28 protein-coding genes and 1 other RNA gene are annotated in these 20,130 nt (G+C 60.6%); 17 read left to right on the top strand and 12 right to left on the bottom strand.

Annotated elements, in window-relative coordinates; all coding sequences use genetic code 11:
• Positions 1 to 72: 72 nt before the first annotated feature.
• Positions 73 to 504, bottom strand: coding sequence for a carboxymuconolactone decarboxylase family protein (locus ACJ8IJ_RS07040; protein WP_131165102.1), 432 nt, complete (start codon positions 502 to 504; stop codon positions 73 to 75).
• 95 nt (positions 505 to 599) lie between these two features.
• Here ACJ8IJ_RS07040 and pdxR point away from each other — a divergent pair, with 95 nt between their 5' ends.
• Complete coding sequence (gene pdxR / locus ACJ8IJ_RS07035) at positions 600 to 2,030, top strand: MocR-like pyridoxine biosynthesis transcription factor PdxR (protein WP_131165101.1); 1,431 nt, start codon at positions 600 to 602, stop codon at positions 2,028 to 2,030.
• 61 nt (positions 2,031 to 2,091) lie between these two features.
• Here pdxR and ACJ8IJ_RS07030 read toward each other — a convergent pair whose 3' ends face one another.
• Positions 2,092 to 2,400: a DUF883 family protein gene (locus ACJ8IJ_RS07030; RefSeq protein WP_004928950.1), complete on the bottom strand. Its 309-nt coding sequence runs from the start codon at positions 2,398 to 2,400 to the stop codon at positions 2,092 to 2,094.
• A gap of 229 nt (positions 2,401 to 2,629) precedes the next feature.
• Here ACJ8IJ_RS07030 and asr point away from each other — a divergent pair, with 229 nt between their 5' ends.
• Positions 2,630 to 2,980 (top strand): acid resistance repetitive basic protein Asr, encoded by a 351-nt coding sequence (gene asr, locus ACJ8IJ_RS07025; protein ID WP_004928953.1) that lies wholly within the window; start codon positions 2,630 to 2,632, stop codon positions 2,978 to 2,980.
• 196 nt (positions 2,981 to 3,176) lie between these two features.
• On the opposite strand, the gene ACJ8IJ_RS07020 is transcribed toward asr, so the two are convergent.
• Together ACJ8IJ_RS07020 and ACJ8IJ_RS07015 are read right to left on the bottom strand one after the other, a co-directional pair.
• Positions 3,177 to 3,557: a DUF4440 domain-containing protein gene (locus tag ACJ8IJ_RS07020; RefSeq protein WP_004928958.1), complete on the bottom strand. Its 381-nt coding sequence runs from the start codon at positions 3,555 to 3,557 to the stop codon at positions 3,177 to 3,179.
• Positions 3,554 to 4,936 (bottom strand): MFS transporter, encoded by a 1,383-nt coding sequence (locus ACJ8IJ_RS07015; RefSeq protein WP_049187029.1) that lies wholly within the window; start codon positions 4,934 to 4,936, stop codon positions 3,554 to 3,556. Before ACJ8IJ_RS07015 ends, ACJ8IJ_RS07020 begins: the two co-directional genes overlap by 4 nt.
• A 105-nt stretch (positions 4,937 to 5,041) precedes the next feature.
• Between ACJ8IJ_RS07015 and ACJ8IJ_RS07010 the strand changes: the two genes are divergently transcribed.
• The 3 genes from ACJ8IJ_RS07010 (at position 5,042) to ACJ8IJ_RS07000 (ending at position 7,650) form a co-directional block, all read left to right on the top strand.
• Positions 5,042 to 5,938, top strand: a complete 897-nt coding sequence (locus ACJ8IJ_RS07010) for a LysR substrate-binding domain-containing protein (RefSeq protein WP_442518383.1) — start codon at positions 5,042 to 5,044, stop codon at positions 5,936 to 5,938.
• A gap of 98 nt (positions 5,939 to 6,036) precedes the next feature.
• The gene (locus tag ACJ8IJ_RS07005) at positions 6,037 to 7,209 is read left to right on the top strand and encodes an MFS transporter (RefSeq protein ID WP_442518382.1); all 1,173 of its coding nucleotides are present in this window, start codon (positions 6,037 to 6,039) and stop codon (positions 7,207 to 7,209) included.
• A gap of 102 nt (positions 7,210 to 7,311) precedes the next feature.
• Positions 7,312 to 7,650 carry a DUF2002 family protein gene (locus ACJ8IJ_RS07000; RefSeq protein WP_004928971.1) on the top strand — a complete coding sequence of 113 codons (339 nt, stop codon included), beginning with the start codon at positions 7,312 to 7,314 and terminating at the stop codon, positions 7,648 to 7,650.
• A gap of 25 nt (positions 7,651 to 7,675) precedes the next feature.
• Here ACJ8IJ_RS07000 and ACJ8IJ_RS06995 read toward each other — a convergent pair whose 3' ends face one another.
• Together ACJ8IJ_RS06995 and ACJ8IJ_RS06990 are read right to left on the bottom strand one after the other, a co-directional pair.
• Complete coding sequence (locus ACJ8IJ_RS06995; protein WP_004928974.1) at positions 7,676 to 8,122, bottom strand: DUF1198 family protein; 447 nt, start codon at positions 8,120 to 8,122, stop codon at positions 7,676 to 7,678.
• Positions 8,123 to 8,186: 64 nt separating this feature from the next.
• Complete coding sequence (locus ACJ8IJ_RS06990; protein WP_004928976.1) at positions 8,187 to 8,522, bottom strand: MbeD/MobD family mobilization/exclusion protein; 336 nt, start codon at positions 8,520 to 8,522, stop codon at positions 8,187 to 8,189.
• Positions 8,523 to 8,706: 184 nt separating this feature from the next.
• Here ACJ8IJ_RS06990 and smrA point away from each other — a divergent pair, with 184 nt between their 5' ends.
• Positions 8,707 to 9,279, top strand: a complete 573-nt coding sequence (gene smrA / locus ACJ8IJ_RS06985; protein WP_131165098.1) for a DNA endonuclease SmrA — start codon at positions 8,707 to 8,709, stop codon at positions 9,277 to 9,279.
• Positions 9,280 to 9,329: 50 nt separating this feature from the next.
• Here the strand turns inward: smrA and ACJ8IJ_RS06980 are convergent, their stop codons facing one another.
• Positions 9,330 to 9,743, bottom strand: a complete 414-nt coding sequence (locus tag ACJ8IJ_RS06980; RefSeq protein ID WP_004928980.1) for a DoxX family protein — start codon at positions 9,741 to 9,743, stop codon at positions 9,330 to 9,332.
• Positions 9,744 to 9,935: 192 nt separating this feature from the next.
• On the opposite strand from ACJ8IJ_RS06980, the gene ACJ8IJ_RS06975 reads away from it, so the two are divergent.
• Positions 9,936 to 10,166, top strand: a complete 231-nt coding sequence (locus tag ACJ8IJ_RS06975) for a (4Fe-4S)-binding protein (protein WP_016929825.1) — start codon at positions 9,936 to 9,938, stop codon at positions 10,164 to 10,166.
• Position 10,167: 1 nt separating this feature from the next.
• Positions 10,168 to 10,446, top strand: a complete 279-nt coding sequence (locus tag ACJ8IJ_RS06970; RefSeq protein WP_033644139.1) for a GNAT family N-acetyltransferase — start codon at positions 10,168 to 10,170, stop codon at positions 10,444 to 10,446.
• 34 nt (positions 10,447 to 10,480) lie between these two features.
• Here ACJ8IJ_RS06970 and ACJ8IJ_RS06965 read toward each other — a convergent pair whose 3' ends face one another.
• Positions 10,481 to 10,663: a YodC family protein gene (locus ACJ8IJ_RS06965; RefSeq protein WP_015378856.1), complete on the bottom strand. Its 183-nt coding sequence runs from the start codon at positions 10,661 to 10,663 to the stop codon at positions 10,481 to 10,483.
• A 120-nt stretch (positions 10,664 to 10,783) separates the two neighbouring features.
• Between ACJ8IJ_RS06965 and ACJ8IJ_RS06960 the strand changes: the two genes are divergently transcribed.
• Positions 10,784 to 11,290 carry a DUF1543 domain-containing protein gene (locus tag ACJ8IJ_RS06960; RefSeq protein ID WP_131165097.1) on the top strand — a complete coding sequence of 169 codons (507 nt, stop codon included), beginning with the start codon at positions 10,784 to 10,786 and terminating at the stop codon, positions 11,288 to 11,290.
• A gap of 69 nt (positions 11,291 to 11,359) precedes the next feature.
• Here the strand turns inward: ACJ8IJ_RS06960 and ACJ8IJ_RS06955 are convergent, their stop codons facing one another.
• Entirely contained in the window at positions 11,360 to 12,094 is a 735-nt protein-coding gene (locus tag ACJ8IJ_RS06955; RefSeq protein ID WP_131165096.1) for a class I SAM-dependent methyltransferase, read from the bottom strand.
• A 100-nt stretch (positions 12,095 to 12,194) separates the two neighbouring features.
• On the opposite strand from ACJ8IJ_RS06955, the gene ACJ8IJ_RS06950 reads away from it, so the two are divergent.
• The 3 genes from ACJ8IJ_RS06950 (at position 12,195) to ACJ8IJ_RS06940 (ending at position 14,903) form a co-directional block, all read left to right on the top strand.
• Positions 12,195 to 12,647 carry a GNAT family N-acetyltransferase gene (locus tag ACJ8IJ_RS06950; RefSeq protein WP_080116054.1) on the top strand — a complete coding sequence of 151 codons (453 nt, stop codon included), beginning with the start codon at positions 12,195 to 12,197 and terminating at the stop codon, positions 12,645 to 12,647.
• A gap of 106 nt (positions 12,648 to 12,753) precedes the next feature.
• Positions 12,754 to 13,170: a DUF2946 domain-containing protein gene (locus ACJ8IJ_RS06945; protein ID WP_257214287.1), complete on the top strand. Its 417-nt coding sequence runs from the start codon at positions 12,754 to 12,756 to the stop codon at positions 13,168 to 13,170.
• Positions 13,171 to 13,241: 71 nt separating this feature from the next.
• Positions 13,242 to 14,903, top strand: coding sequence for a DUF2534 family protein (locus ACJ8IJ_RS06940; protein ID WP_165491285.1), 1,662 nt, complete (start codon positions 13,242 to 13,244; stop codon positions 14,901 to 14,903).
• Between the two features lie 55 nt (positions 14,904 to 14,958).
• Here ACJ8IJ_RS06940 and ACJ8IJ_RS06935 read toward each other — a convergent pair whose 3' ends face one another.
• A complete protein-coding gene (locus tag ACJ8IJ_RS06935) occupies positions 14,959 to 15,894 on the bottom strand; it encodes a LysR family transcriptional regulator (RefSeq protein ID WP_082997558.1) in 936 nt (311 codons plus the stop codon).
• Positions 15,895 to 16,029: 135 nt separating this feature from the next.
• Here ACJ8IJ_RS06935 and ACJ8IJ_RS06930 point away from each other — a divergent pair, with 135 nt between their 5' ends.
• From ACJ8IJ_RS06930 to ACJ8IJ_RS06920, 3 genes are read left to right on the top strand one after another with little or no spacing between them, the layout of a single operon-like run.
• On the top strand, positions 16,030 to 16,683 hold the full coding sequence (locus ACJ8IJ_RS06930) for a DUF3313 domain-containing protein (protein ID WP_004929005.1): 654 nt from the start codon (positions 16,030 to 16,032) through the stop codon (positions 16,681 to 16,683).
• Positions 16,684 to 16,721: 38 nt separating this feature from the next.
• Positions 16,722 to 17,066, top strand: a complete 345-nt coding sequence (locus ACJ8IJ_RS06925) for a DUF3302 domain-containing protein (protein ID WP_015378821.1) — start codon at positions 16,722 to 16,724, stop codon at positions 17,064 to 17,066.
• A 9-nt stretch (positions 17,067 to 17,075) separates the two neighbouring features.
• Positions 17,076 to 18,212 (top strand): HlyD family secretion protein, encoded by a 1,137-nt coding sequence (locus ACJ8IJ_RS06920; RefSeq protein ID WP_131165094.1) that lies wholly within the window; start codon positions 17,076 to 17,078, stop codon positions 18,210 to 18,212.
• Between the two features lie 133 nt (positions 18,213 to 18,345).
• On the opposite strand, the gene ssrA is transcribed toward ACJ8IJ_RS06920, so the two are convergent.
• Positions 18,346 to 18,709, bottom strand: a transfer-messenger RNA (tmRNA) gene (gene ssrA, locus ACJ8IJ_RS06915).
• 49 nt (positions 18,710 to 18,758) lie between these two features.
• Positions 18,759 to 19,241: an SsrA-binding protein SmpB gene (smpB, locus tag ACJ8IJ_RS06910; protein WP_280631278.1), complete on the bottom strand. Its 483-nt coding sequence runs from the start codon at positions 19,239 to 19,241 to the stop codon at positions 18,759 to 18,761.
• A 161-nt stretch (positions 19,242 to 19,402) separates the two neighbouring features.
• Between smpB and ACJ8IJ_RS06905 the strand changes: the two genes are divergently transcribed.
• Positions 19,403 to 19,837: a type II toxin-antitoxin system RatA family toxin gene (locus ACJ8IJ_RS06905; RefSeq protein WP_004929096.1), complete on the top strand. Its 435-nt coding sequence runs from the start codon at positions 19,403 to 19,405 to the stop codon at positions 19,835 to 19,837.
• Complete coding sequence (locus tag ACJ8IJ_RS06900; RefSeq protein ID WP_004929098.1) at positions 19,830 to 20,114, top strand: RnfH family protein; 285 nt, start codon at positions 19,830 to 19,832, stop codon at positions 20,112 to 20,114. Before ACJ8IJ_RS06905 ends, ACJ8IJ_RS06900 begins: the two co-directional genes overlap by 8 nt.
• The last annotated feature ends 16 nt before the right edge of the window (positions 20,115 to 20,130 follow it).

Genomic DNA, 20,130 nt, shown 5'->3' with positions numbered 1-20,130 from the left:
GGAAGGCGAGGGGAAAATTTTTTTGCGGGTGGGAAATTCCCCCCTCTCAGAGAAGAGGGGGAGGCGAACGCATTATTGGCGCATGCTGACGGCCAGCCGGTTGAAGGCGTTCATGATGCTGATGGCGAAGGTCAGATCGGCGATCTCGGTATCGCTGAAGTGCGCTTTCAGCGCCTCAAAAGCGCTGTCCGGCGCGCCGGTGGCGGCGATCAGCGTCACCGACTCGGCCCATTCCAGCGCCGCGCGTTCACGCTCGTTGAATTCATGGCTGACGCGCCAGCCCGCCAGCGTATCCAGCTTGGCATGGCTGAAGCCGCTTTCGCGCAGCGCTTTGCCGTGCATGTCCAGGCAGTAGGCGCAGCCGTTGATCTGCGAAACGCGCATAAACATCAACTCGATGGTCGCTTTGTCCAGAGCGCCTTTCTCCAGCGCCATCAGCGCGCTCACCATATTTTTGTACGGGGCGGGCGCCAGCTCGGCGTAATTCAAACGTGGCTTAATCATGGTCAACCTCAATCGATAGTAACGAAATCATGCCGCTACTTTAGCGGCCTTATGGTCTATGCTATAGGGCCATAAAATGATTATTTAACCGGGCCATGATGCCAACTTTCCTGACCTCGCTGCGTTTGGACAGCCAGCTCGCCGAACCGCTGTACCGGCAGATTTATCTGCGAATCAAAGACGCCATCGCCCAGGGCAACCTGGCGGCGGGCAGCCGGCTGCCTTCGGTGCGCGGGTTGGCGAGCGATCTTGGCGTGGCGCGCGCCACGGTGGAAAGCGCCTACGCGCAACTTATTGCCGAAGGTTTCTTGCTGAGCCGGGGGCAGGCAGGCACCTATGTCTCGCCGCAGTTGCCGCCCATGCAGGGGGCGGCGTCCGCTGCACCGCCGCTGCCGGCGGTGGCGCCCGATCCGCTGCAGCCGCAGGGCATGCTGCAGCCTTTCCAACTGGGCGTGCCGGCGCTGGATGCGTTTCCACGTGCGCTGTGGCAGCGCATTGTCGCCCGCCAGCTGCGCGGTTCTACGGTGGCTTCCCTGGCGCTGCCGCCGGCCGGCGGCCTGCCCTCACTGCGTGAGGCGATCGCCCATTATCTGCATTTGTCGCGCGGCATCAGCTGCCAGCCGGAGCAGATTTTCCTCTGCGCCGGCTACCCGGCGCTGTTGGACTGGGTGGTGGAGACGCTGTTGCACGCCGGTGACGCGGTATGGATTGAAGATCCCGGTTATCCGGTTACGCGCCCGCTGCTGCGGGCCGCCGGCGTGAGGCCGGTCGCCGTGCCGGTGGATGAACAGGGCATGGACGTGGCCGCCGGTATTCTGACGGAGCCCGAGGCGCGGCTGGCGGTGGTCACACCGACTCATCAGAGCCCGCTCGGCGTCTCGCTCAGCCTGGCGCGGCGGATGGCGCTGCTCGACTGGGCGCAGCAGCGCGGGGCCTGGATCCTCGAGGATGACTACGACAGCGAGTTTCGCTATCACGGGCGACCATTGCCGCCGCTGAAAAGCCTCGACGTTCAGGGGCGGGTGCTGTATGCCGGCACCTTCAGCAAAACGCTGTTCCCGGCGCTGCGCATGGCTTATTTGGTAGTGCCCGCCGGTCTGACGGAGGCATTCGCGCGCAGCAGCCGGCTGCGCGGCTGCGGCTGCCCGCCGTTGCTGCAGGCAAGCGTGGCGGATTTCATCCGCCAAGGGCATTTCTACCGCCACCTGAAACGCATGCGGCCGTTGTACCGCCAGCGGCGCGAGTGGCTGACGCAGGCGCTGGAACGGCGACTGGAGGCGTGGCTGACGGTGGTGCCGCAGCAGGGCGGCATTCAGCTGTTGGCCCGGCTGTGCGACGGCATGGCGGATGCGCCCTTGGCGGCGCAGGCGTGGCAACAGGGGCTGGCGGTGCAGGCGCTCTCAGACTGGCGCATCGACCATCCGGCAGGGCAGGGGTTACTGTTGGGGTTCGCCAATTTCAGCCGGCGAGAGGAGGCGGAGCGGGCGGTGCAGGGGCTAGCGCAGCTGTTTAAACACGCAAATTAAACGGCCCGCGATTTCCGCGGGCCAGACGCACATCTGTTTTATCTTTATGACTGCAGGGGTGTTAACGCCGGGCCAGCAGCACGCCGAGCACGATGCCGACGGCGGCACCGATCCCTACGCCCTGCCAAGGTTTGTCACGCACATAGCTGTCGGCTTGATCGACCGCGTCGCGCGCATGCTGTGTCAGACTGGTGGAGCCGTTGAACCGCGCCCGGGCGTCGCGCAACACGCCTTTCGCCTTGCTGTGCAGCTCTTTCAGTTCCTCTTTGGTCTTGTCACCGGACTCGCGCAACACTTCATCCAGCGTATCGGCCAACAGAGTGACGTCCTGATCGATGTCGCGTTCTGTTCTTTCCGCTTTCTTAAACATTCAGCTCTCCATTTCGACACATGTCTTTTAAGTGTAGACCATGCCGAGATTTGCGTGGCCGATCACGGAAAAAAACCGCCGTCACGCAGGTGTTTGCCGGCACCTGGGCTTTGTACATTTGGTTACTCGGCGAAACCAATCACTCACGGAAACGGCGGTTTGATTCCACTAGTATCTGTTTCAACGGCTCCACCGGAGCTTACCGAAACAACACTCTGAGGATTTAAAGATGAAAAAAGTATTAGCGCTGATCGTTGCTGCCACTATGGGTCTGTCTTCTGTTGCTTTCGCTGCTGATACTGCAGCTACTGCTCCGGCTACCACCACCGCGCCAGCTGCGACCACCACTACCGCTGCGCCAGCGGCGGCTGCTGAAAAAGCGCCAGCTAAAGCAACGCACCACAAGAAAGCCAAGCACCACAAAAAAGCGCCAGCCCAGAAAGCTCAGGCCGCTAAAAAGCACCACAAAAAAGCGCCGGCTCAGAAAGCCCAGGCTGCTAAAAAACACCACAAAAAAGCGCCAGTGCAGAAAGCTCAGGCCGCTAAAAAACACCACAAAAAAGCCGGTAAAAAAGCTTAATTAAGTGATGTTTGCGGAACCGACAAGGTTCCGCACTCTACAGCCCGTATTCCAGACACCCGGTCTTTCCGGGTGTCTTCTTTTGAGGCTACTCACGATGATCCATCGCTATCTGTTTGAAGTCATTTTCAGCGCGGTAACCCTGTGCGGGGTGATCGTCGGTTGGGAACTGTTTCTGGCCGGCAGCTTCCTGTAATTATTGCGCCGCGGCGGTTTCGTGCAAATGCCGCCAGCCGAGCGCGTCGGGCAGGCGTTCAAACACCACCGTGGAGTAGCGCAGCGTGGCGCTTTGCCCCGGCAGACTCTGTTTTTCCCGGTAGCTGACTACCGCGCCCGTCGGCCATTCGGCCACCAGCTTCATCTCTTCTATCTCGATTTCCAGTCCCGGTTTGGCGGCGCGATGCGCGCGGAAAAAAGCGCACAGCGCGGTGAAATCCAGCGGGGCGCCGTTCAGCGCGATCATGCTGAAATCCGGAGTAAAGCGCGCCAGCAGCGCTTGCTCTTCTCCGGCCCCTTTGCCCAGCCAGCGTTCAATGGCGATGTGGGCGTCGATCACTTCGGTAAAATACGGGTTCATAAAGCATCCTGTTGAGCGTTGAGTTGGCGCACGATGGCGCGGTTGGCGAGGCGCAGGCACAGCAGCAGCGGGATAAGTACGCTGCTGCCCGCCAGAATGAAGCAGGTGCGGTAAGCCGCCGCGGGCGGCAACACGGCCAGCAGCAGATTCAGCAGCAGGCTGAGCAGCGCCACGCCGAGGCAAAAACTGAGTTGGCGGTTGATGTTCCACAGCGCGCTGGCGTCCGCAAGCTGAGCGTCGGGGATCTGCAGGAACGCGCTGCTCTGCGCGGTGCTGCTGCACAGGCTGCCGCCGAACCCCATCAGGGCGAAGGCGGCGATCTGCAGCGCGTGCTGCCCGGCCTGATCGATCTGCGCCAACGTCAGCATGCCGGCGCCTTGCAGCAGGCAGCCGACGATCAAAAGCGGCCGCGGGCCAAGGCGGTTAAAGGTTTTGCCGGTCAGCGTGATGGCCAGGAACGATGCCAGCGCCCAGGGCAGCATCAGGCCGCCGACCTGTGCGGCGGACATCCCCAGCTGGTTTTGCAGATACAGCATCGCCACCAGGCTGACGCCGATGAACAGGCCGGGAATGCATAAATAAACCGCCATGGCGTTGCGCAGCAGCGGATCGCCGACCAGCCGCAGGTTCAGCAGCGGCTGCGGGGTGCGCAGACTATGGCGCAAATAATAGGCCAGCACCAGCAGGCCGGCGGCCAGCAGCGCCGCGCCGGAAGCCTGATGGCCGGCCTCGCTCAGCCGGGTCAGGCCGAGCAGCAGCAGCGTCAGCGCCGCGCAGCCGCTCAGCAGCCCCGTGGCGTCGAGCGGTTTACGCGCCGCCGTCGGCGCTTCCGCGCGCAGCCACAGCGCCGCCAGCGCCAGGGCCAGAGCCGCCAGCGGCAGGTTGGCGAAAAACACCCAGCGCCAGTCCAACCGATCGACGAGCCAGCCGCCCAGCGCCGGTGACAGCGCCGGCGCCAGCAGCCCGACTAACATGATGGCCGCAGACAGCCCGGCGCGTTCATGGCTGCGATACAGCTGATAGGTCAGCGTCTGGCCGATGGGGATCAGCAAGCCGCCGCCCATGCCCTGCAGGGTGCGCCAGCCGATCAGCGCCCCGATGCTCTCGGCGTTGCCCGCGCCGAGGGTGGCCAGCATGAACAGCGCCAGCGAGAGCAGAAACACCCGCCGCCCGCCGATGCGCTGCGCCAGCCAGGCGCTGAGCGGGATCACCAGCGTCAGGCCGAGAATATAGCCGTTGCTGACCCACGCCAGTTGGCTGACCGACGCCCGCATCGCCTGGCCGATGGCGGGGTAGGCGACGTTGGCGATAAACATATTGATCAAATCGACGAAAAAGCCGAGCAGATAGACGATTGCCACTTTGCTGCGATAAGACATGGTGCCTCCGGTTGAAGGCGAGCAGTGTAGCGGGGGGAAAAGTGCGGATAAATCGGCGGCGGGCGATTACACTGTCAAAATCATTTTGACAATAAGGGCGGCGAAATGCTGAATTTGCAGCGCCTGGCGATCTTCGCGGCGGTGGTGGAGGCGGGCAGCTTTACCGCAGCGGCGGCGGCGCTGGGGCAAACCAAGGCGGTGGTGAGCTTTAACGTCAAGCAGCTGGAGAATGAGCTGGGGGTGTCACTGCTGGCGCGCAGCACCCGCCGATTATCGCTGACCGATGCCGGCGAACGCTTCTACCAGCGCAGCCTGCAGCTGTTGCAGGAGGCGGAGAACGTGCTCGACGACGTGCGTCGCGATCATCACGGGCTGAGCGGCGTGCTGCGCATCACCAGCACGCCGGAGTACGGCGCGCAGGTGGTGGCGCCGGCGCTGGCGGCGTTTTCGCGCCAGCATCCGCGCCTGCGCATCCAGCATGTCTCTTCTTCTTATCATGCCGATCTGATCTCGGAGCGCTTCGACGTGGCGATCCGCCTGGGCCAGCTGGCGGATTCCAGCCACCGCGCGGCGTTGATCGACAGCTTCGCCATTTTTCCGGTGGCGGCGCCGGATTATCTGGCCGACCGGCCGATTCATTCACTGACGGATCTGGCGCAGGCGCAGTGGATCGCCCACAGCCGGCTCAGTTCGCCGCTCAGTTGGCAGGTGGTCACGCCGCAGCGCGAAGCGGTGCTGTTCAAGGTGGCGGACGCTGCGACGCTCACCGGCGACAGCGCCGCGGCATTGCTGGCGTTCGCCCTGCATGGCGCCGGGGTGGCGCTGTTGCCGGCGTGGCTGGCGCAGCCCGAGATCGACGCCGGCAGGCTGCAGCGGTTGCTGCCGGATCACCGTTTCCCCGAGCAGAGCATCTATGCGCTCTACCCGAATACCCGTCATGTGCCGGAGAAGGTGCGGGCGTTTATCGATTTTCTGCGCGTGCGGGTGGCGACAAACCGTTAGCGAAATAATAATTCGTTATCACTCTCTCATTTATCATCAAATCTCATCGGGGTATGCTGGAGGGCTTCGTCTACCCCGTCCGATGCGAGCCACCTTCGATGACCGCAGAAAATAACTTCCAGCTGAACCGACGCATTCTGTCCGTGGTGATGTTCACCTTCGTCTGCTACCTGACCATCGGCCTGCCGCTGGCGGTGCTGCCGGGATTTGTGCATGACCACCTGGGCTACAACTCGGTGTTGGCGGGCCTTATCATCAGTGCGCAATACTTCGCCACGCTGTTCAGCCGCCCGCATGCCGGGCGCTACGCCGATCAGCTGGGGCCGAAGAAGGTGGTGCTGTTCGGCCTGACGTGCTGCGGCGCCAGCGGGCTGTTTTACGCGCTGGCGTTTGGCGTTGACGGTTATCCGTGGCTCAGCCTGCTGTTGCTGTGCGTGGGGCGGGTGTTTCTCGGCATTGGCGAAAGCTTCGCCAGCACCGGTTCCACGCTGTGGGGCATCGGCCGGGTCGGGGCGATGCACACCGCACGGGTGATTTCCTGGAACGGCGTCGCCACCTACGGGGCGATGGCGGCCGGCGCGCCGCTCGGCGTGTACCTGAATCATCAGTGGGGCTTGGCCGGAGTGGCGGCGCTGATCGTGCTGGCGGTCGCGGTGGCGCTGCTGTTGGCGAGCGGCAAGCTGGACGTCTCGATCGCCGCCGGGCAGCGCATCGCCTTCAGCGCGGTGTTCGGCCGCATCTGGGCCTATGGTCTCGGGCTGGCGATGGGCACCGTCGGCTTCGGCGTCATCGCCACGTTCATCACCCTTTACTACGCCGACAAGGGCTGGAGCGGCGCGGCGTTTTCGCTGACGCTGTTCAGCTGCGCCTTTGTCGGCATCCGCCTGATCTTCAGCAACGTCATCAACCGCCACGGCGGGTTGAAGGTGACGCTGGCATCGTTTCTGGTCGAGATCGTCGGGCTGCTGTTGATCTGGCAGGCCGGCGAACCCTGGATGGTGCAAACCGGCGCGTTGCTGGCCGGCGCCGGTTTTTCGCTGGTGTTCCCGGCGCTGGGCGTTGAGGCGGTGAAACAGGTGCCGCCGCAGAACCAGGGCACGGCGCTCGGCACTTATTCGGCGTTCCTCGACCTGGCGTTGGGCATCACCGGCCCGCTGGCCGGGCTGCTGATTGGGCAAGCGGGCGTGCCGTCGATCTATCTGGCGGCGGCACTGCTGGTGGCGATCGGGGTGCTGCTCACCCTGCGTCTGCTGCAGCGCAGCCGGCGCTGATTCAGGAATAGTCCGAAACCCGGATTCCTCCCCAGAAAATCGTTGTTTCGGTGAATGATTACGGTAAGGTCGCTCAGCGGTCCAGAATGAGAGGAGGAATCGATGTATTTACGGCCGGATGAAGTGGCTAAAGTGTTGGAGAATACCGGCTTTGAGCGTGATTATGTCACCGATCAGGCCTATGGCTACCGCAAGGGTACGCATTATGTGTATGTGAATCGCGAAGCGCGGATGGGCAGAACCGCATTGGTGATCCACCCGGCGTTGAAAGAGAGAAGCGTGCATTTCGCCACGCCGACCTCCCCGGTGCGCACCAGCGAGCAGTATCTGGAGTTTCCCCTGGATTTAAGCAGCGACGCCCCGAACCTGCGTTACGGCATCGCACACGGCTTCAGCTCGCGCGAAGCGCTGTCGCGCTACCTCTACAGCATGTTCCTGTAATCGGTCCCCCGCCCGGGGGACGCGATCAGCCGTGGGCCAACGCTTCGCGGTTGAAACGCTCATTGTAGGCGCGGCGGAACTGCGCCAGTTCAAATGCATCGATATCCAGCTCGGCGAAGTAAAACAGCGCCGCTTCGGTGTGCTCGGCGTGCAGCTCCGGCGACAGCCCGGCGCGCAGCAGCACGTCGCGCCACAGGGCAATCTGTTCGTCGTCCGCCTGTTTGATGAACGTCAGATAGATGAACAGCAGGTAAGCGGCCTGGTGCATCTCTTCGGTGTAGCCGTTGTTCAGCATGCGGATAAAGGTCTGGCTTTGGCGGCCGCCCATTTCCTGGATCATCGATTCGATCAGCATCGGTTTGACCCTCAGCAGATGGGCCAGCGAATCGATGGCTTTGCGGGTGTCGGACGTCAGAATGCGGTAACCGATAATAAATACGACGATCAGGACGGCGAGGATGATCCAGGTCATTTAGGCTTTATTACACTCTCAATACGCCAGAAGAGGGAGAGGCGCTGTGCGACAGCGCCCGCTATCAATGCTGTTCGCCGCTGAAATTACCGACCGCGCTCTGCTGGCGCAGATGGTGGTTAAAGGTGGCCGCGTCTTTGGCCAACGCGTCGAGATGGGCGCCAAGCATTTTGATCTGCTTCACCAGCGCATGTTGTTCCGGCACCGAACTGGCGGTGCTCAGCTTGCGTGCCAGTTGTTCATTCTGCGCCCGCAGCGCGGCTTCGCGCTGTTTGGCTTCTTCCAGCAGTTGCTGCAGCGCCTGGTAGCTCTGCTGCCATTCGCGGTGTTGCCGTTCGAAGCTGCTCTGCAACTCATTCATCGCATTTTGAAACTGGATTTCCAGCTCGCGCATTGTCATGGGCTCGATCCTTTGCGGCACTCAATGATGGCTTAGCAGTATAGCGAAAACTGTTCGCAAGCTCACCCGTTGACGACAAATGAGACACATGCCGCTGACAATTCCCGGCTTGCAACCGTGGCAAGGCGTCTTACAATCGACCCCATTCCCGGCCGTAAAGGCTGCCGTTCAAGAGAGGTGGAACATGAGCGAGCAGGAAAAAGACTTTTTTGAACAGGCGATGGCGGACGTGGTGCCGCTGGCGAACGGGCGGCAGACGTTGCACCTCCGGCCGCAGGAGACGGTGGACAAAAGCGCGCGGCGCGAAGCACAGCGGCTGCGGCAGGAAAACTTCCTCAGCACCGATTTTCTCGAGGTGATCCCCTGCGAACAGCCGCTGGAGTTCAAAGGAGAAGGCATTCAGCAGGGCGTGCTGGACAAGCTGCGCAACGGGCGTTACCCGCCGCAGGCGTCGCTGAACCTGCTGCGTCAGTCGGTCGAAGCCAGCCGGCAGGCGCTGTTTCGCTTCATCGTGCAGGCGGAGACACAAAACCTGCGTTCGCTGCTGATCGTGCATGGCCGCGGGCGGCAGAACGACAGCCATCCGAATATCGTGCGCAGTTACGTCGCCAAATGGCTGGCGCAGTTTGAGCAGGTGCAGGCGTTTTGCCGCGCCTTACCGCGCGACGGCGGCGAGGGCGCCTGCTACGTCACGCTGCGTAAATCGGTGCAGGCCAGGGCGGAAAACTTTGAGCGCCACGCCAAGCGTAGCCGTTGAAAGGATTGCCGAAATAAAATGGCCGGCGATAGACGCCGGCCATCGATGAATTATTTATTAAATATTTTATAGTCCAGCGAATAACGGCCGGCGCCGGTCACCGCCAGCAACAGCAAACCACCAATGATGCTGATGTTTTTAAAGAAGTTGATTTCGTTGCCCATCATTTCCATACCGGTCATTTTCCAGAATGGATGGCCGATAAACGCGGTGCCCAAAACATAGAGGGCGAAAATGACCGCGATAGGGCGAGTAAACAGGCCGAGAATAAGCGCGATGCCGAAAATAAACTCCACCACCACGGCAACGATCGCCGCCAAATAAGGCATCGGCGTGCCGTAACCTTCCATCGCCGTGACGGTCGCACCGAAGTTGACCAGTTTCATCCAGCCGAAAATGATAAACAGAATCATCAGCAATATGCGGGACAGCAGAATTACGCCGTCTTTTGAGCTATCACCCATTTCGAACTCCTTAGCCACTGTCGGAATTATGTTGTCTTACTGTATAAAGATTAGAACAATTTACGTTTTTTTCTAGCGGCGACGGGCGGTTGCGCCACTTTTTTCGTTGGGCGAGACGCGTGGTGAAGCCGGCGACATTGCCTATACTTGAGCCTGGAGCAAAAACAATAAAACAGGCAATGTGAGGTCGTGATGGATGAGGAATTGACCGCCGCCGGTTACCGCCGTTATTCCGGCGACAAGATTGACGTTTATTTTAACAGCGCGATATGCCGCCATTCCGCCAACTGCGTGCGTGGCAACGCGGCTATTTTTACCCTGAACCGCCGGCCGTGGATTATGCCGGACAATGCCGACGCGGCCGAAGTGAAACGCGTTATCGACACTTGCCCCAGCGGCGCACTGAAATATAGGGAGAAATAATATGGATCATAAAATACTGGCGGACGAGAAGCGTTTTTATATCAATGACGAGCACGGCAAGTTGATCGCCGAGATCTCTTTCGTGCCGAGCGGGGACAAGCTGACCATTATCGATCACACCTGGGTGGATGAGTCATTGAAGGGGCAGGGCGTCGGCAAAAAGCTGGTGGCGCTGGTGGTGGAGAAAATGCGCGCTGAGCAGCGTAAAATCATTCCGCTGTGCCCGTTCGCCAAGCATGAGTTTGATACCACGCCAGCCTATCAGGACATTCGCGCCTGAGGCGATAACGGGGCGCGGCGCGCGCCCCGAGCGTTCAGCAGACGCCGAAATCGCCGTCTTCGTGGTACAGCGCCACCTCGCTGGCCTGCACCTCCGTGCGCTGCTCTTTACCCAGTTCATTCCAGCTGCAAACCAGGGTTTCGCCGTCGATCGCCACCACGGTCATCTTTGGGCCGCCGGTGGTGCGTTGTACAAAATCACCGATATTGAATGCCATGCGTTCCTCCACAACAGATTAAACCTCACCTATTGATAACACAGAATGGCGCTACCGTTGGCAGATGTTTCGTTATGTATTAACTTATACAGCGATTATCACCAGGGAGAGCAGACTAACATGCCGGGATTATTGATGTTTTATGTGGGCGGTACGGCGCCGGGCGCCAATATTGAGTTGCACGACGTGCAGTTCGCGGCGGCGGATCGGCCGGATGAGGCGTATCCACTGCTGCGCGAAAAGTGGTTCGGCGATAAGCGCAAGGTGCATGTCGACGGCTATGCGCGCATCGACTGGGCGGACGGTTACGACGTGAGTCTGGAGCCTGCGCCGTTCGCCGGTGAAGAGAAGCTGTTTTTCGTTAACGTGGGCGGTTACCGCAGCGATGAGCTGGCGGAACTGCACCAGTTCGGCCTGTTCGTGGCGCGCTCCGCCGACGAGGCGAAAGACAAAGCCAAACGAGTGCTGCTGACCGACAGCGCGCAGCAGCACAAGGATGACCTGGCCGAGGTGGACGACTGCCTGCTGCTGCAGGCGTTGCAGGGTTATCACGTTCATCTGCGGGCCAACCCGCACGGCAAACCGGCCCGGCCGCTGTGGCAGGGGTATCTGCCGATTGGTGAGTAATGTTGGGGGGAGGCGACCTCCCCAAATTTGGCGGTGTTAATGGTGTACTGCAGGTGAATCAGGCAAGCATCAGGCGGGTTTGCGGGCGGCGAGAATGAAGATCATCGGGCGTTCCTGCTCTTCGTCCAGCGCCGGGGTAGCGGCGATTTGCTGCGCGCTGGGGCCCCATTCGTTCAAATGCTGGATGATAAATCCTTGCTGCGCCAGCGGGTTGATATAGCTGCCGAGCGTGCGGTGCTGCTTGATGACGCCTTCCGCCAGCCAGTTGGAGACGCGCTGGCCTTCCCGCTGGTAGCCGTTGACCGGCCAGGATTTCTGCCCGTTGCCGTCGGTCAGCCAACCCTGCTGCGCCGGGGCGGTGTAGATCGGGTGCTCGGCGGTGAAGATGAACTGCCCGCCGGGTTTCAGCGCGGCGTAAACCGTGGCGAACAGCGCGGCCAGATCCTCGAGGTAGTGCAGCGTCAGCGAGCTGTAGACCAGATCGTAACTTTCCGGCGGCAGCTGCAGCTGCGCCAAATCTTGCCGGCGGTACTCGATGCCCGCGTCGGCGGTCATCTCCCGCGCCTTGGCCAGCATCTTTTCCGAGACGTCCAGCCCCAGCACGCTGGCTGCGCACTGTTCGCGCGCGCTGCGGCAAAACCAGCCGTAGCCGCAGCCGAGATCGACCACGCTTTTTCCCTGCAAGTCCGGCAGGATGCGGCGGATGGCGGGCCATTCCGGCGCGCCGTCCAGGCCGTGCTGCGAGCGGCTGAGCTGCGCGTAGCCGTCGAAGAAGGCCTGATTGTCATAGATGTTTTGCGTCATGATGACTCCTTGGGATGAATGACGGCGGCGGAATGCCGCTGCCATACTCTGCATATTGCTGCATAATTCTACGCTGACAACATGAATAACGGGAATGACGATGGACATGATTTCGGTGCGGCAAGCGCCCGAGCTGGCGCCGCGCGCCATTGCATATTTTCAGCGGCACTGGGCCACGGCAGAGACGCTGATGATGTATGAAGACGCTATCAACCGCAGCCTCGGCGCCGCCAACCCGCTGCCGCAGTGGTACCTGCTGATGGAAAATGACCAGATCCTCGGCTGTGCGGGGCTGATTACCAACGACTTTATCAGCCGCGGCGAGCTGTATCCCTGGCTGTGTGCGCTCTACGTAGAGGAAACGCAGCGCGGCCGGGGCTGCGGCGCCAAGCTGATTGAGCATGTGGCGGCGGAAACTCGCCGGTTGGGCTTCCCGCAGCTGCACCTGTGCACCGATCTGGAGGGTTACTACGAGCGCAGCGGTTTCGTTTATAACGGGCTTGGGTATCACCCCTGGGGCGAGACCTCGCGGGTCTATTCGCGGGTGCTGTGATCGCCGCCGCCGTGTAAGACAAACCTGACTTTTCATTCACCTCATCGCGCATCGCGGGTTACACTGGCCGCTTGTTCGCCACCGACCGGATTCATTCGCCGCCGCGATGAGAGTGCCACGCCAGCTACCGCAACGCTTTACCGCCTGCATCGCCATTATGGCGGTGCTGTTGCTGTTTGTGGCGCCGGTGGTGTCGAAATTGCTGATGCACCATCAGATGATGGGCGGCATGGCGCAGCCGGCAGCCGCCATGCCGCACGAGATGCACGGGATGGCGATGCCCGCCGCCGAGCATGCCGGCCACCACGGCATGGATCCGGCGGAGATGATTTTCTGCGGCTACTGCGAGCTGCTGATCCACGTGCCGCTGCTGCTGTGGACATTCGTCCCGCTGCTGTGGCTGATGGCGCGCATCGCACGCCTGCCTTGCGCGCCGCGCATCGTTTCTCCGCCCATTCGGCGCCTTAATCTGCGGCCGAGCCCGCGCGGGCCACCCGGCCAATCGTTTTTCCCTATTGCTTGATCATGGGTCACGCCGTCCGTATCGCTGCGGACGGTTTGCCTGCGCACACAGTTTGAAAAACGAGAAAGGCCATGTCTTCAATAACCAAAACTCCACCTGCCGCATCGCCGCGAGGCGCGGTGCTGAACCTGATCAGACGGCTGCATTTTTATATCGGCCTGCTGGTTGCCCCTTTTATTCTGGTCGCCGCACTGACCGGCACGCTGTATGTGCTAACCCCGCAGCTTGAAGAGGCGCTGTATCGCGATGCGCTTTTCACCGAACCGCACGGACAGGCGACATCGCTGGCCGACCAAATCGCCGCCGCCCGCCGCGTGGCGGGTGCCGAGACGCGCATTTACGCCGTGCGCCCGGCGCCCGGCGCGACGGATACCACGCGCGTACAGTTCGTGGGAGCCGATCTGGGCGCTTCCGAGTCGCGCGCGCTGTTTGTCGATCCTTACACCCTGGCGATCAAGGGCGATATGACGGTGTACGGCACCTCCGGCGTACTGCCGCTGCGCACCTGGCTGGATAAGCTGCACAGCAGCCTGCTGCTCGGCGATATGGGCCGCAATTACAGCGAGCTGGCGGCTTCCTGGCTGTGGGTGGCCGCGCTGGGCGGCGTGGCGCTGTGGCTGGCGACGCGGCCGAAGCGCAAGCTGAAAAGGGTGAAAGGGGGCTTCGCCGCTAACCGCCAGTGGCATATCACGCTGGGCGTAGCGCTGCTGGCCGGGCTGCTGTTCTTCTCGGCTACCGGGCTGACCTGGTCGCAGTGGGCCGGCGGCAACATCGACGCGCTGCGGGCCAACCTGGGCTGGCTGACGCCGCAGGTCAACGCCAGCCTGCAGGCCGATGCGCCGCAGATGCCGGCCGATCCGCACGCCGAGCACCGCGGGATGATGCCTGGCATGAAGATGGGCCCTGCCGCGCAAAGCAATGCGCTGAACGGCGATTGGGATCGGGCGCTGCACGCCGCGCGCGCCGCCGGAATAGACGCCGCTAAGGTCGAGCTTCGCCAGCCGAAAGGCGAGGGCAAAGCCTGGACGGTGACCGAAGTGGATCGCAGTTGGCCAACGCAGGTGGACTCGGTCGCCATCGCGCCGCAAAGCTTCGCCGTCGTCGACCAGGTGCGGTTCGACACCTTCCCGCTCATCGCCAAGCTGACCCGCTGGGGCATCGACGCCCACATGGGCATTCTGTTCGGCTTGCCGAATCAGCTGCTGCTGGCGGCGTTTGGCCTTGGGCTGTGCCTGACGATCGTGCTGGGTTACCGCATGTGGTGGAGTCGCCGCCCGGCGGCGGGTGCGCAGCATCCGGTGCATACGCTGGTTGCCGCCTGGCTGGCGCTTTCCCTGCCGGCGCGCGCCGTCACGCTGCTGGTTGCAGCCGTACTGGGTTATTGCCTGCCGGTGATGGGCGTGAGCCTCGCGGCGTTGTTGCTGGTGGACGTATGGCGCTGGCGCGGCCAGCGGCAAGGCCTTCGGGACGGAACGCCGGAAGCGGCCGCCCGCCGCGCCGAGGTGCGCAAGTTCCGCGCGGCGGTGGCGACGGTCGCGGTGGTGGTTGGCTGCGTGATGGGCCGGGCGATCCTCGGCGGCACCGTCGAGCAGTTTCAGCTGCCGATCGGTGCCTGGAGCGCCCAGATGATCGTGATGCAGAGCCTGATGGTGTTGCTGTATACGCTGGTGTTCACCCTGCTGCTTTCCATTCCGCTGTGGTATTTCTTCCTGGGGGAAAAAGAGGGGCGGTGAGGTATTTTGCGCTGATGTGAGGCGTTCAACCCCGCTGCGGCGGGGTTTTTCTTGGTTACATCAGCCGGTGCGCGTGCAGTTTGACACTTTCCATGATGCTGTCCATCGTCACCTGCACGCGGTGCGGCAACACGCCTCGCCGGCGGTAGATCAGGTAGGCCTGCATATCGATGCCGCGCTCGCGCGCCAGGCAAGGCTGCAGTGTGCCGGCATCCAGCTCGGCGGCCACGGAATAATACGGGGCGTAGACGATGCCCAGGCCCTGTTTGGCCAGCTCGATCGCCGGCAGAATGTTATCGCAGACGCTGGCGCCGTTGATCTCGACCTGCACCAACTCCCCCTGTGCATTGTAGCCGCTCCAGGTATTGCGGATGCCGCCCAGCATACGCAAGGTAATGCAGCGATGCTGCGACAGTTCATCCAGCTCCTTCAACGGCATGCGGGCGATGTAATCCGGCGCGGCGAACAGCCCGACGCGAAAACGGGTAAAGGGCCTGGCGATCAGGCTTTCGTTTTGCGGCTGGAAAAAGCTGATCAGCAAATCGCAGTCGCTGTCGAATACTGCGCCATATTTTTTCTCACGTTCGTCGGGGTTGCGGGTCACCAGATCGACAGTCAGCGCCGGCGCAGCGTGCAGCAGCGGCGGCAGCAAATAGCTGGCCAGGAAAGCGTGGATACCGATCGGCGCGCCGAGCGTGACCATGCCGCTCATACTGCGCTTATAGGTGCCGGCCATATCGAGCAGATCGCTATGCTCGTTCAGCAACTGGGAGGCGCGGCGCAAGAATTGTTCGCCGAACTCGGTCAGTGACAGAGTGCGCGGGCCGCGCAAGAACAGTTCCAGACCCAGCCGCCGCTCCAGCGCGGTGAGGGCGCGCGACACATTCGACTGCGGCATATCCAGCAGCTGCGCCGCTTTGCTGACGCTCGCCGTTTCGGCGATGACGCTTACAATCCTGAGTTCTTCAATACGGAAGTCTTTCTCTTTCACTGGCTGGCTCGTATGAGTATGTATATCAAAAATGATATACGTCTTTGGCGGCATTGTCATATGACTTATCACGGGCGGGTGGGTATCATTCGATTTGATTATTTGCTATCCACATAAATAAAGAGAAATCCGTCAATGAAAGTAACAAGAACGGTGATTTTACCTGCGCTGTTATTATTGGCCGCGTGCTCGTCCGCCGTGACCGAAAAAGAAAAATATTCGACCTTTCTGACCAATTATAACGATATTAACAAAGGCCAATCCGCGTCCGGTAAAGACGTTTTATATTGGAAGGATCAGAGCGTCGATTTTTCCCGTTATCAATATCTGGTGTATCAACCGATGATCTATTTCCCGCGGCCGAAACCGAGCGAAATGGTCAGCCAACGCGCGCTCGACAATATCCTGAATTACACCAATCAGCAGTTTAAACAGGCGATGGGCACCCACTTTACGCTGGTGGACATGCCGCGCGAGCATACGCTGATTTTCCGCGGCGCCATCACGGCGATCGACACGCAGAAGAAAGGGCTGCAGGTCTATGAAGTCTTGCCAATCACGCTGCTGATCGCCGCCACGCAAAGCGTAACCGGGCACCGCACCATGGAGAGCGCGGTTTATATGGAAGGGGAGTTTATCGATGCCGCGACCAACCAGCCTGTGATTAAAGTGGTGCGTAAGGCTTCGGGAGAAAATCTTAATAATGAGAAAGCACAGCTGAAAGTCACCGACGTGAAGAACGCCATCGATACCATCGCCAACGATATCAGACAATATAACACGCTATAGAGATTATTTATTTCCATTATTCTCAACCAGGACTTTACATGTTTCTTAACTATTTTGCGTTAGGCGTACTGATTGCGGTATTCCTGATATTATTCTACGGCGTCATTATTATTCATGACATTCCTTATTTGCTGGCGAAAAAGCGCCGGCACCCGCATCAGGATGCGATTCACGTTGCCGGTTGGGTCAGCCTGTTTACGCTGCACGCCATTTGGCCGCTGCTGTGGATCTGGGCGACGCTCTATCGGCCGGAACGCGGCTGGGGCATGAGTGAAAGAACGGAATCCTCAACGGATCTGCAGGCGCGCATCGCACTGCTCGAAACCGAATTACAACGCCTGCAGGAAAAGCCGACGGCGGTTCCCGGCCCCACGGTAAGTTGAGCGTAGCCTATGGATTTGCTCATTATTCTCAGCTACGTGGCGCTGAGCTACGGCGTATTTAAACTGTTCCGCATTCCGGTCAACAAATGGACCGTGCCGACCGCCGTACTCGGCGGGATCGTTATCGTCGGCGCTTTGATTCTGACGATGAACTACAACCATCCGTACAGCGATCGGGCGCAGAAAATTGCCGTGTCGGTGCCGATGGTGCCGCAGGTCTCGGGCATGATCGTTGAAGTGACGGAGAAAACCAACGTGCTGCTGCGCAAAGGCGAGGTGCTGTTCCGGCTCGACGACAGCCGCTACCGCGCGCGGCTCACCAGGCTGGAGGCGGATCTGGCCGGGGCGGAGGCGGAGATCAGAATGCGTCGGGCGGCGCTCAGCGAGTCCGCCGCCAACGTGCAGCGGGCGAACGCGGAGTATGATCGTGCCCGCAAGGATTACCAGCGCTACGCGAAAGGGGCGGCCATGCCGGTCAACCCATTCTCGGAGCAGGACGTCAGCCATGCGCAGCAGCAGTACCAGGCGCAATCCGCCGCGCTGCAGGCGGCGAAAGCCCAGTTCCAACAGGAACAGGCTCGGTTGTCCGGACGCTATGACGGCGAAGACGCCACGATAGCCAGCCTGAAATCGCAAATAGCCGAAGCGCGTTACAACCTGGAACAAACGGTGGTGCGTGCGCCGAGCGATGGCTATGTCACGCAGGTGCTGGCGCGGCCGGGCACGGCGGCGGTGCGCTTGCCGTTCAAACCGGTGATGATCTTTATCCCGCAGCAAAAGCGCCAGGTGGTGGCGGTATTCCGCCAGAACGCCATCTTGCGCTTGGCGCAGGGGGATCAGGCTGAGGTGGTGTTTAACGGCTTGCCGGGACAGGTTTATGGCGGCACCGTGAGCCGGGTGTTGCCGGCGATACCGGACGGCAGCTACCAGGCCAGCGGCGCACTGCAGGGCCTGAGCGCCACGCCAGGGCGGGAAGGGGTGTACGTAATGATCGATCTGGCAGCCAACCCGGATCTGGATCATCTGCCCGACGGCGTGAGCGCCCAGGCGGCGGTTTACACCGGCCACTTCGAACACGTCTCCGTGATGCGCAAAGTGCTGCTGCGCATGACCAGCTGGCTGCACTACCTTTATCTGGATCACTAGCCTGCATCGGCCCGGGGGAACCCGTGCCAAGGGGGTTCCCCCTGAATGTGACAAAAACAAAAAAGCCCGCAACCGAAGTTGTGGGCTTTTTCGCTATTATCGCCGGGTCTATCTGGTTCACTGGCGACGTATTTGGTGGAGCTGGCGGGAGTTGAACCCGCGTCCGAAATTACTACACCGTCGGCACTACATGCTTAGTCCAATCTTTACATTCGCCGGCCAGCTGCGGATGGACACGCTACTGACAGACTAGCCTGATTGAGTTTAACGCTTCGGCCCCAGGCAGGACGTCCACGCGATCTCTTTTGGGTTTGACCTCTCTTGATCCCCGTCCTAAGAGCGGAGGCTAGGGAGAGAGGGCTCTAAGCAGGGTATTAAGCTGCTAAAGCGTAGTTTTCGTCGTTTGCGACTATTTTTTTGCGGCTTTTTACGAGGCCAACCGCCCCTCGGCATGCTCCTAGGGCTTCGCAAATCCCGTCGAATCCAGAATCAGCCCCAAGTAACTTTGTGCAGTATACCAGAAGTTTACCTCGATAAGCCAGCGGCTTAACGATTGGCGTGCTTCATGATACGGGCTTTCGCCGTCTGCCATTCGCGATCTTTGATGTCATCGCGTTTGTCGTGCTCTTTCTTGCCTTTGGCTACGCCGATCTTGATCTTGCTCCAGGCATTTTTCCAATACAGGGACAAGGCCACCACGGTGTAACCGTCGCGGTTGACGCGGCCGAGCAGGGTGTCCAGCTCGCGTCGGTTCAGCAGCAGTTTACGGGTACGCGTCGGATCGCACACCACATGCGACGAAGCCACGTTGAGCGGGGTGATGGAGGCGCCAAACAGATAGGCTTCACCGTCACGGAACGTCACGTAGCTGTCGCTGAGGTTGGCTTTGCCGGCACGCAGCGATTTAACTTCCCACCCTTGCAGCGACAGGCCCGCCTCGAACTCTTCTTCAATGAAGTATTCAAAACGCGCGCGCTTGTTTTGGGCAATGGTGGCGGAACCGGGTTTGTGTGCTTTTTTCTTTGTCATAGTGCGTTCATTATACTGGATGCTTCAGCGAAAGAAATCCTTTCCCGTTCAGCACCTGCGCAATTTTTCGCATTTTTGGTGCCCTCATCCCGTAGCAGATTTTTTGTTTGCCGCCAGATAAATGATATTATCTGTACGTTTTATGTCTTACAGGAAATGATATGCCCCAGATCAGTCGGTCTGCATTAGTGCCGTTCAGCGCCGAGCAGATGTATCAGTTGGTTAACGATGTTCATTCTTACCCCGATTTTCTGCCAGGCTGCACCGGCAGCCGGGTGCTTAACGCTACCTCCAACGAGATGACCGCCGCGGTGGACGTCGCCAAGGCCGGTATCAGCAAGACCTTCACCACGCGCAATACGCTGCTGGATAACCAGAGCATCAATATGCAGCTGGTCGATGGCCCGTTCCGCAAGCTGATGGGCGGTTGGCAGTTCACACCGCTGAGCGAAGAGGCCTGCAAGGTGGAGCTGCACCTGGACTTCGAGTTCACCAACAAACTGATTGAGCTGGCGTTCGGCAAGGTGTTTAAAGAGCTGGCGGGCAGCATGGTGCAGGCATTCACCCAGCGGGCGAAAGAGGTCTACAGTGTCTGACATCCAGGTCGAGGTGGTGTACGCCTTGCCGGAGCGGCAGTACCTGCGCAAGGTGAAGCTGGCCGAGGGCAGCAGCGTCGAGCAGGCGATCCAGGCTTCGGGCCTGTTGGAGCTGCGCCAGGATATCGATCTTAAAAGCAACAAAATCGGCATCTACAGCCGCCCGGCCAAGCTGGGCGATACGCTGAACGACGGCGACCGGGTGGAGATCTACCGGCCCTTGATAGCCGATCCGAAAGAACTGCGCCGGCAACGGGCAGAAAAGGCAAAAAAATAAGGCGCTTATAGCGCCT

The organism is Serratia sp. CY40230 (genome assembly GCF_052168835.1).
Taxonomy (GTDB): Bacteria; Pseudomonadota; Gammaproteobacteria; order Enterobacterales; family Enterobacteriaceae; genus Serratia; species Serratia nematodiphila.
Note: the sequence above shows the minus strand (reverse complement) of the source record. Positions and strands in the feature narration are given on the sequence as shown.

Coding starts and splice junctions, on each gene's coding strand:
- ACJ8IJ_RS07030 (WP_004928950.1), bottom strand. CDS start 2,400: ATGTTTAAGAAAGCGGAAAGAACAGAACGCGACATCGATCAGGACGTC.
- pdxR (WP_131165101.1), top strand. CDS start 600: ATGATGCCAACTTTCCTGACCTCGCTGCGTTTGGACAGCCAGCTCGCC.
- smrA (WP_131165098.1), top strand. CDS start 8,707: ATGAGCGAGCAGGAAAAAGACTTTTTTGAACAGGCGATGGCGGACGTG.
- smpB (WP_280631278.1), bottom strand. CDS start 19,241: ATGACAAAGAAAAAAGCACACAAACCCGGTTCCGCCACCATTGCCCAA.
- ACJ8IJ_RS06940 (WP_165491285.1), top strand. CDS start 13,242: ATGTCTTCAATAACCAAAACTCCACCTGCCGCATCGCCGCGAGGCGCG.
- ACJ8IJ_RS06930 (WP_004929005.1), top strand. CDS start 16,030: ATGAAAGTAACAAGAACGGTGATTTTACCTGCGCTGTTATTATTGGCC.
- ACJ8IJ_RS06995 (WP_004928974.1), bottom strand. CDS start 8,122: ATGACCTGGATCATCCTCGCCGTCCTGATCGTCGTATTTATTATCGGT.
- ACJ8IJ_RS06920 (WP_131165094.1), top strand. CDS start 17,076: ATGGATTTGCTCATTATTCTCAGCTACGTGGCGCTGAGCTACGGCGTA.
- ACJ8IJ_RS06960 (WP_131165097.1), top strand. CDS start 10,784: ATGCCGGGATTATTGATGTTTTATGTGGGCGGTACGGCGCCGGGCGCC.
- ACJ8IJ_RS07040 (WP_131165102.1), bottom strand. CDS start 504: ATGATTAAGCCACGTTTGAATTACGCCGAGCTGGCGCCCGCCCCGTAC.
- ACJ8IJ_RS07020 (WP_004928958.1), bottom strand. CDS start 3,557: ATGAACCCGTATTTTACCGAAGTGATCGACGCCCACATCGCCATTGAA.
- ACJ8IJ_RS06975 (WP_016929825.1), top strand. CDS start 9,936: ATGGATGAGGAATTGACCGCCGCCGGTTACCGCCGTTATTCCGGCGAC.
- ACJ8IJ_RS06965 (WP_015378856.1), bottom strand. CDS start 10,663: ATGGCATTCAATATCGGTGATTTTGTACAACGCACCACCGGCGGCCCA.
- ACJ8IJ_RS07015 (WP_049187029.1), bottom strand. CDS start 4,936: ATGTCTTATCGCAGCAAAGTGGCAATCGTCTATCTGCTCGGCTTTTTC.
- ACJ8IJ_RS06945 (WP_257214287.1), top strand. CDS start 12,754: ATGAGAGTGCCACGCCAGCTACCGCAACGCTTTACCGCCTGCATCGCC.
- ACJ8IJ_RS06905 (WP_004929096.1), top strand. CDS start 19,403: ATGCCCCAGATCAGTCGGTCTGCATTAGTGCCGTTCAGCGCCGAGCAG.
- ACJ8IJ_RS06955 (WP_131165096.1), bottom strand. CDS start 12,094: ATGACGCAAAACATCTATGACAATCAGGCCTTCTTCGACGGCTACGCG.
- ACJ8IJ_RS06970 (WP_033644139.1), top strand. CDS start 10,168: ATGGATCATAAAATACTGGCGGACGAGAAGCGTTTTTATATCAATGAC.
- ACJ8IJ_RS06980 (WP_004928980.1), bottom strand. CDS start 9,743: ATGGGTGATAGCTCAAAAGACGGCGTAATTCTGCTGTCCCGCATATTG.
- ACJ8IJ_RS06925 (WP_015378821.1), top strand. CDS start 16,722: ATGTTTCTTAACTATTTTGCGTTAGGCGTACTGATTGCGGTATTCCTG.
- ACJ8IJ_RS07010 (WP_442518383.1), top strand. CDS start 5,042: ATGCTGAATTTGCAGCGCCTGGCGATCTTCGCGGCGGTGGTGGAGGCG.
- ACJ8IJ_RS07005 (WP_442518382.1), top strand. CDS start 6,037: ATGACCGCAGAAAATAACTTCCAGCTGAACCGACGCATTCTGTCCGTG.
- asr (WP_004928953.1), top strand. CDS start 2,630: ATGAAAAAAGTATTAGCGCTGATCGTTGCTGCCACTATGGGTCTGTCT.
- ACJ8IJ_RS06950 (WP_080116054.1), top strand. CDS start 12,195: ATGGACATGATTTCGGTGCGGCAAGCGCCCGAGCTGGCGCCGCGCGCC.
- ACJ8IJ_RS07000 (WP_004928971.1), top strand. CDS start 7,312: ATGTATTTACGGCCGGATGAAGTGGCTAAAGTGTTGGAGAATACCGGC.
- ACJ8IJ_RS06990 (WP_004928976.1), bottom strand. CDS start 8,522: ATGACAATGCGCGAGCTGGAAATCCAGTTTCAAAATGCGATGAATGAG.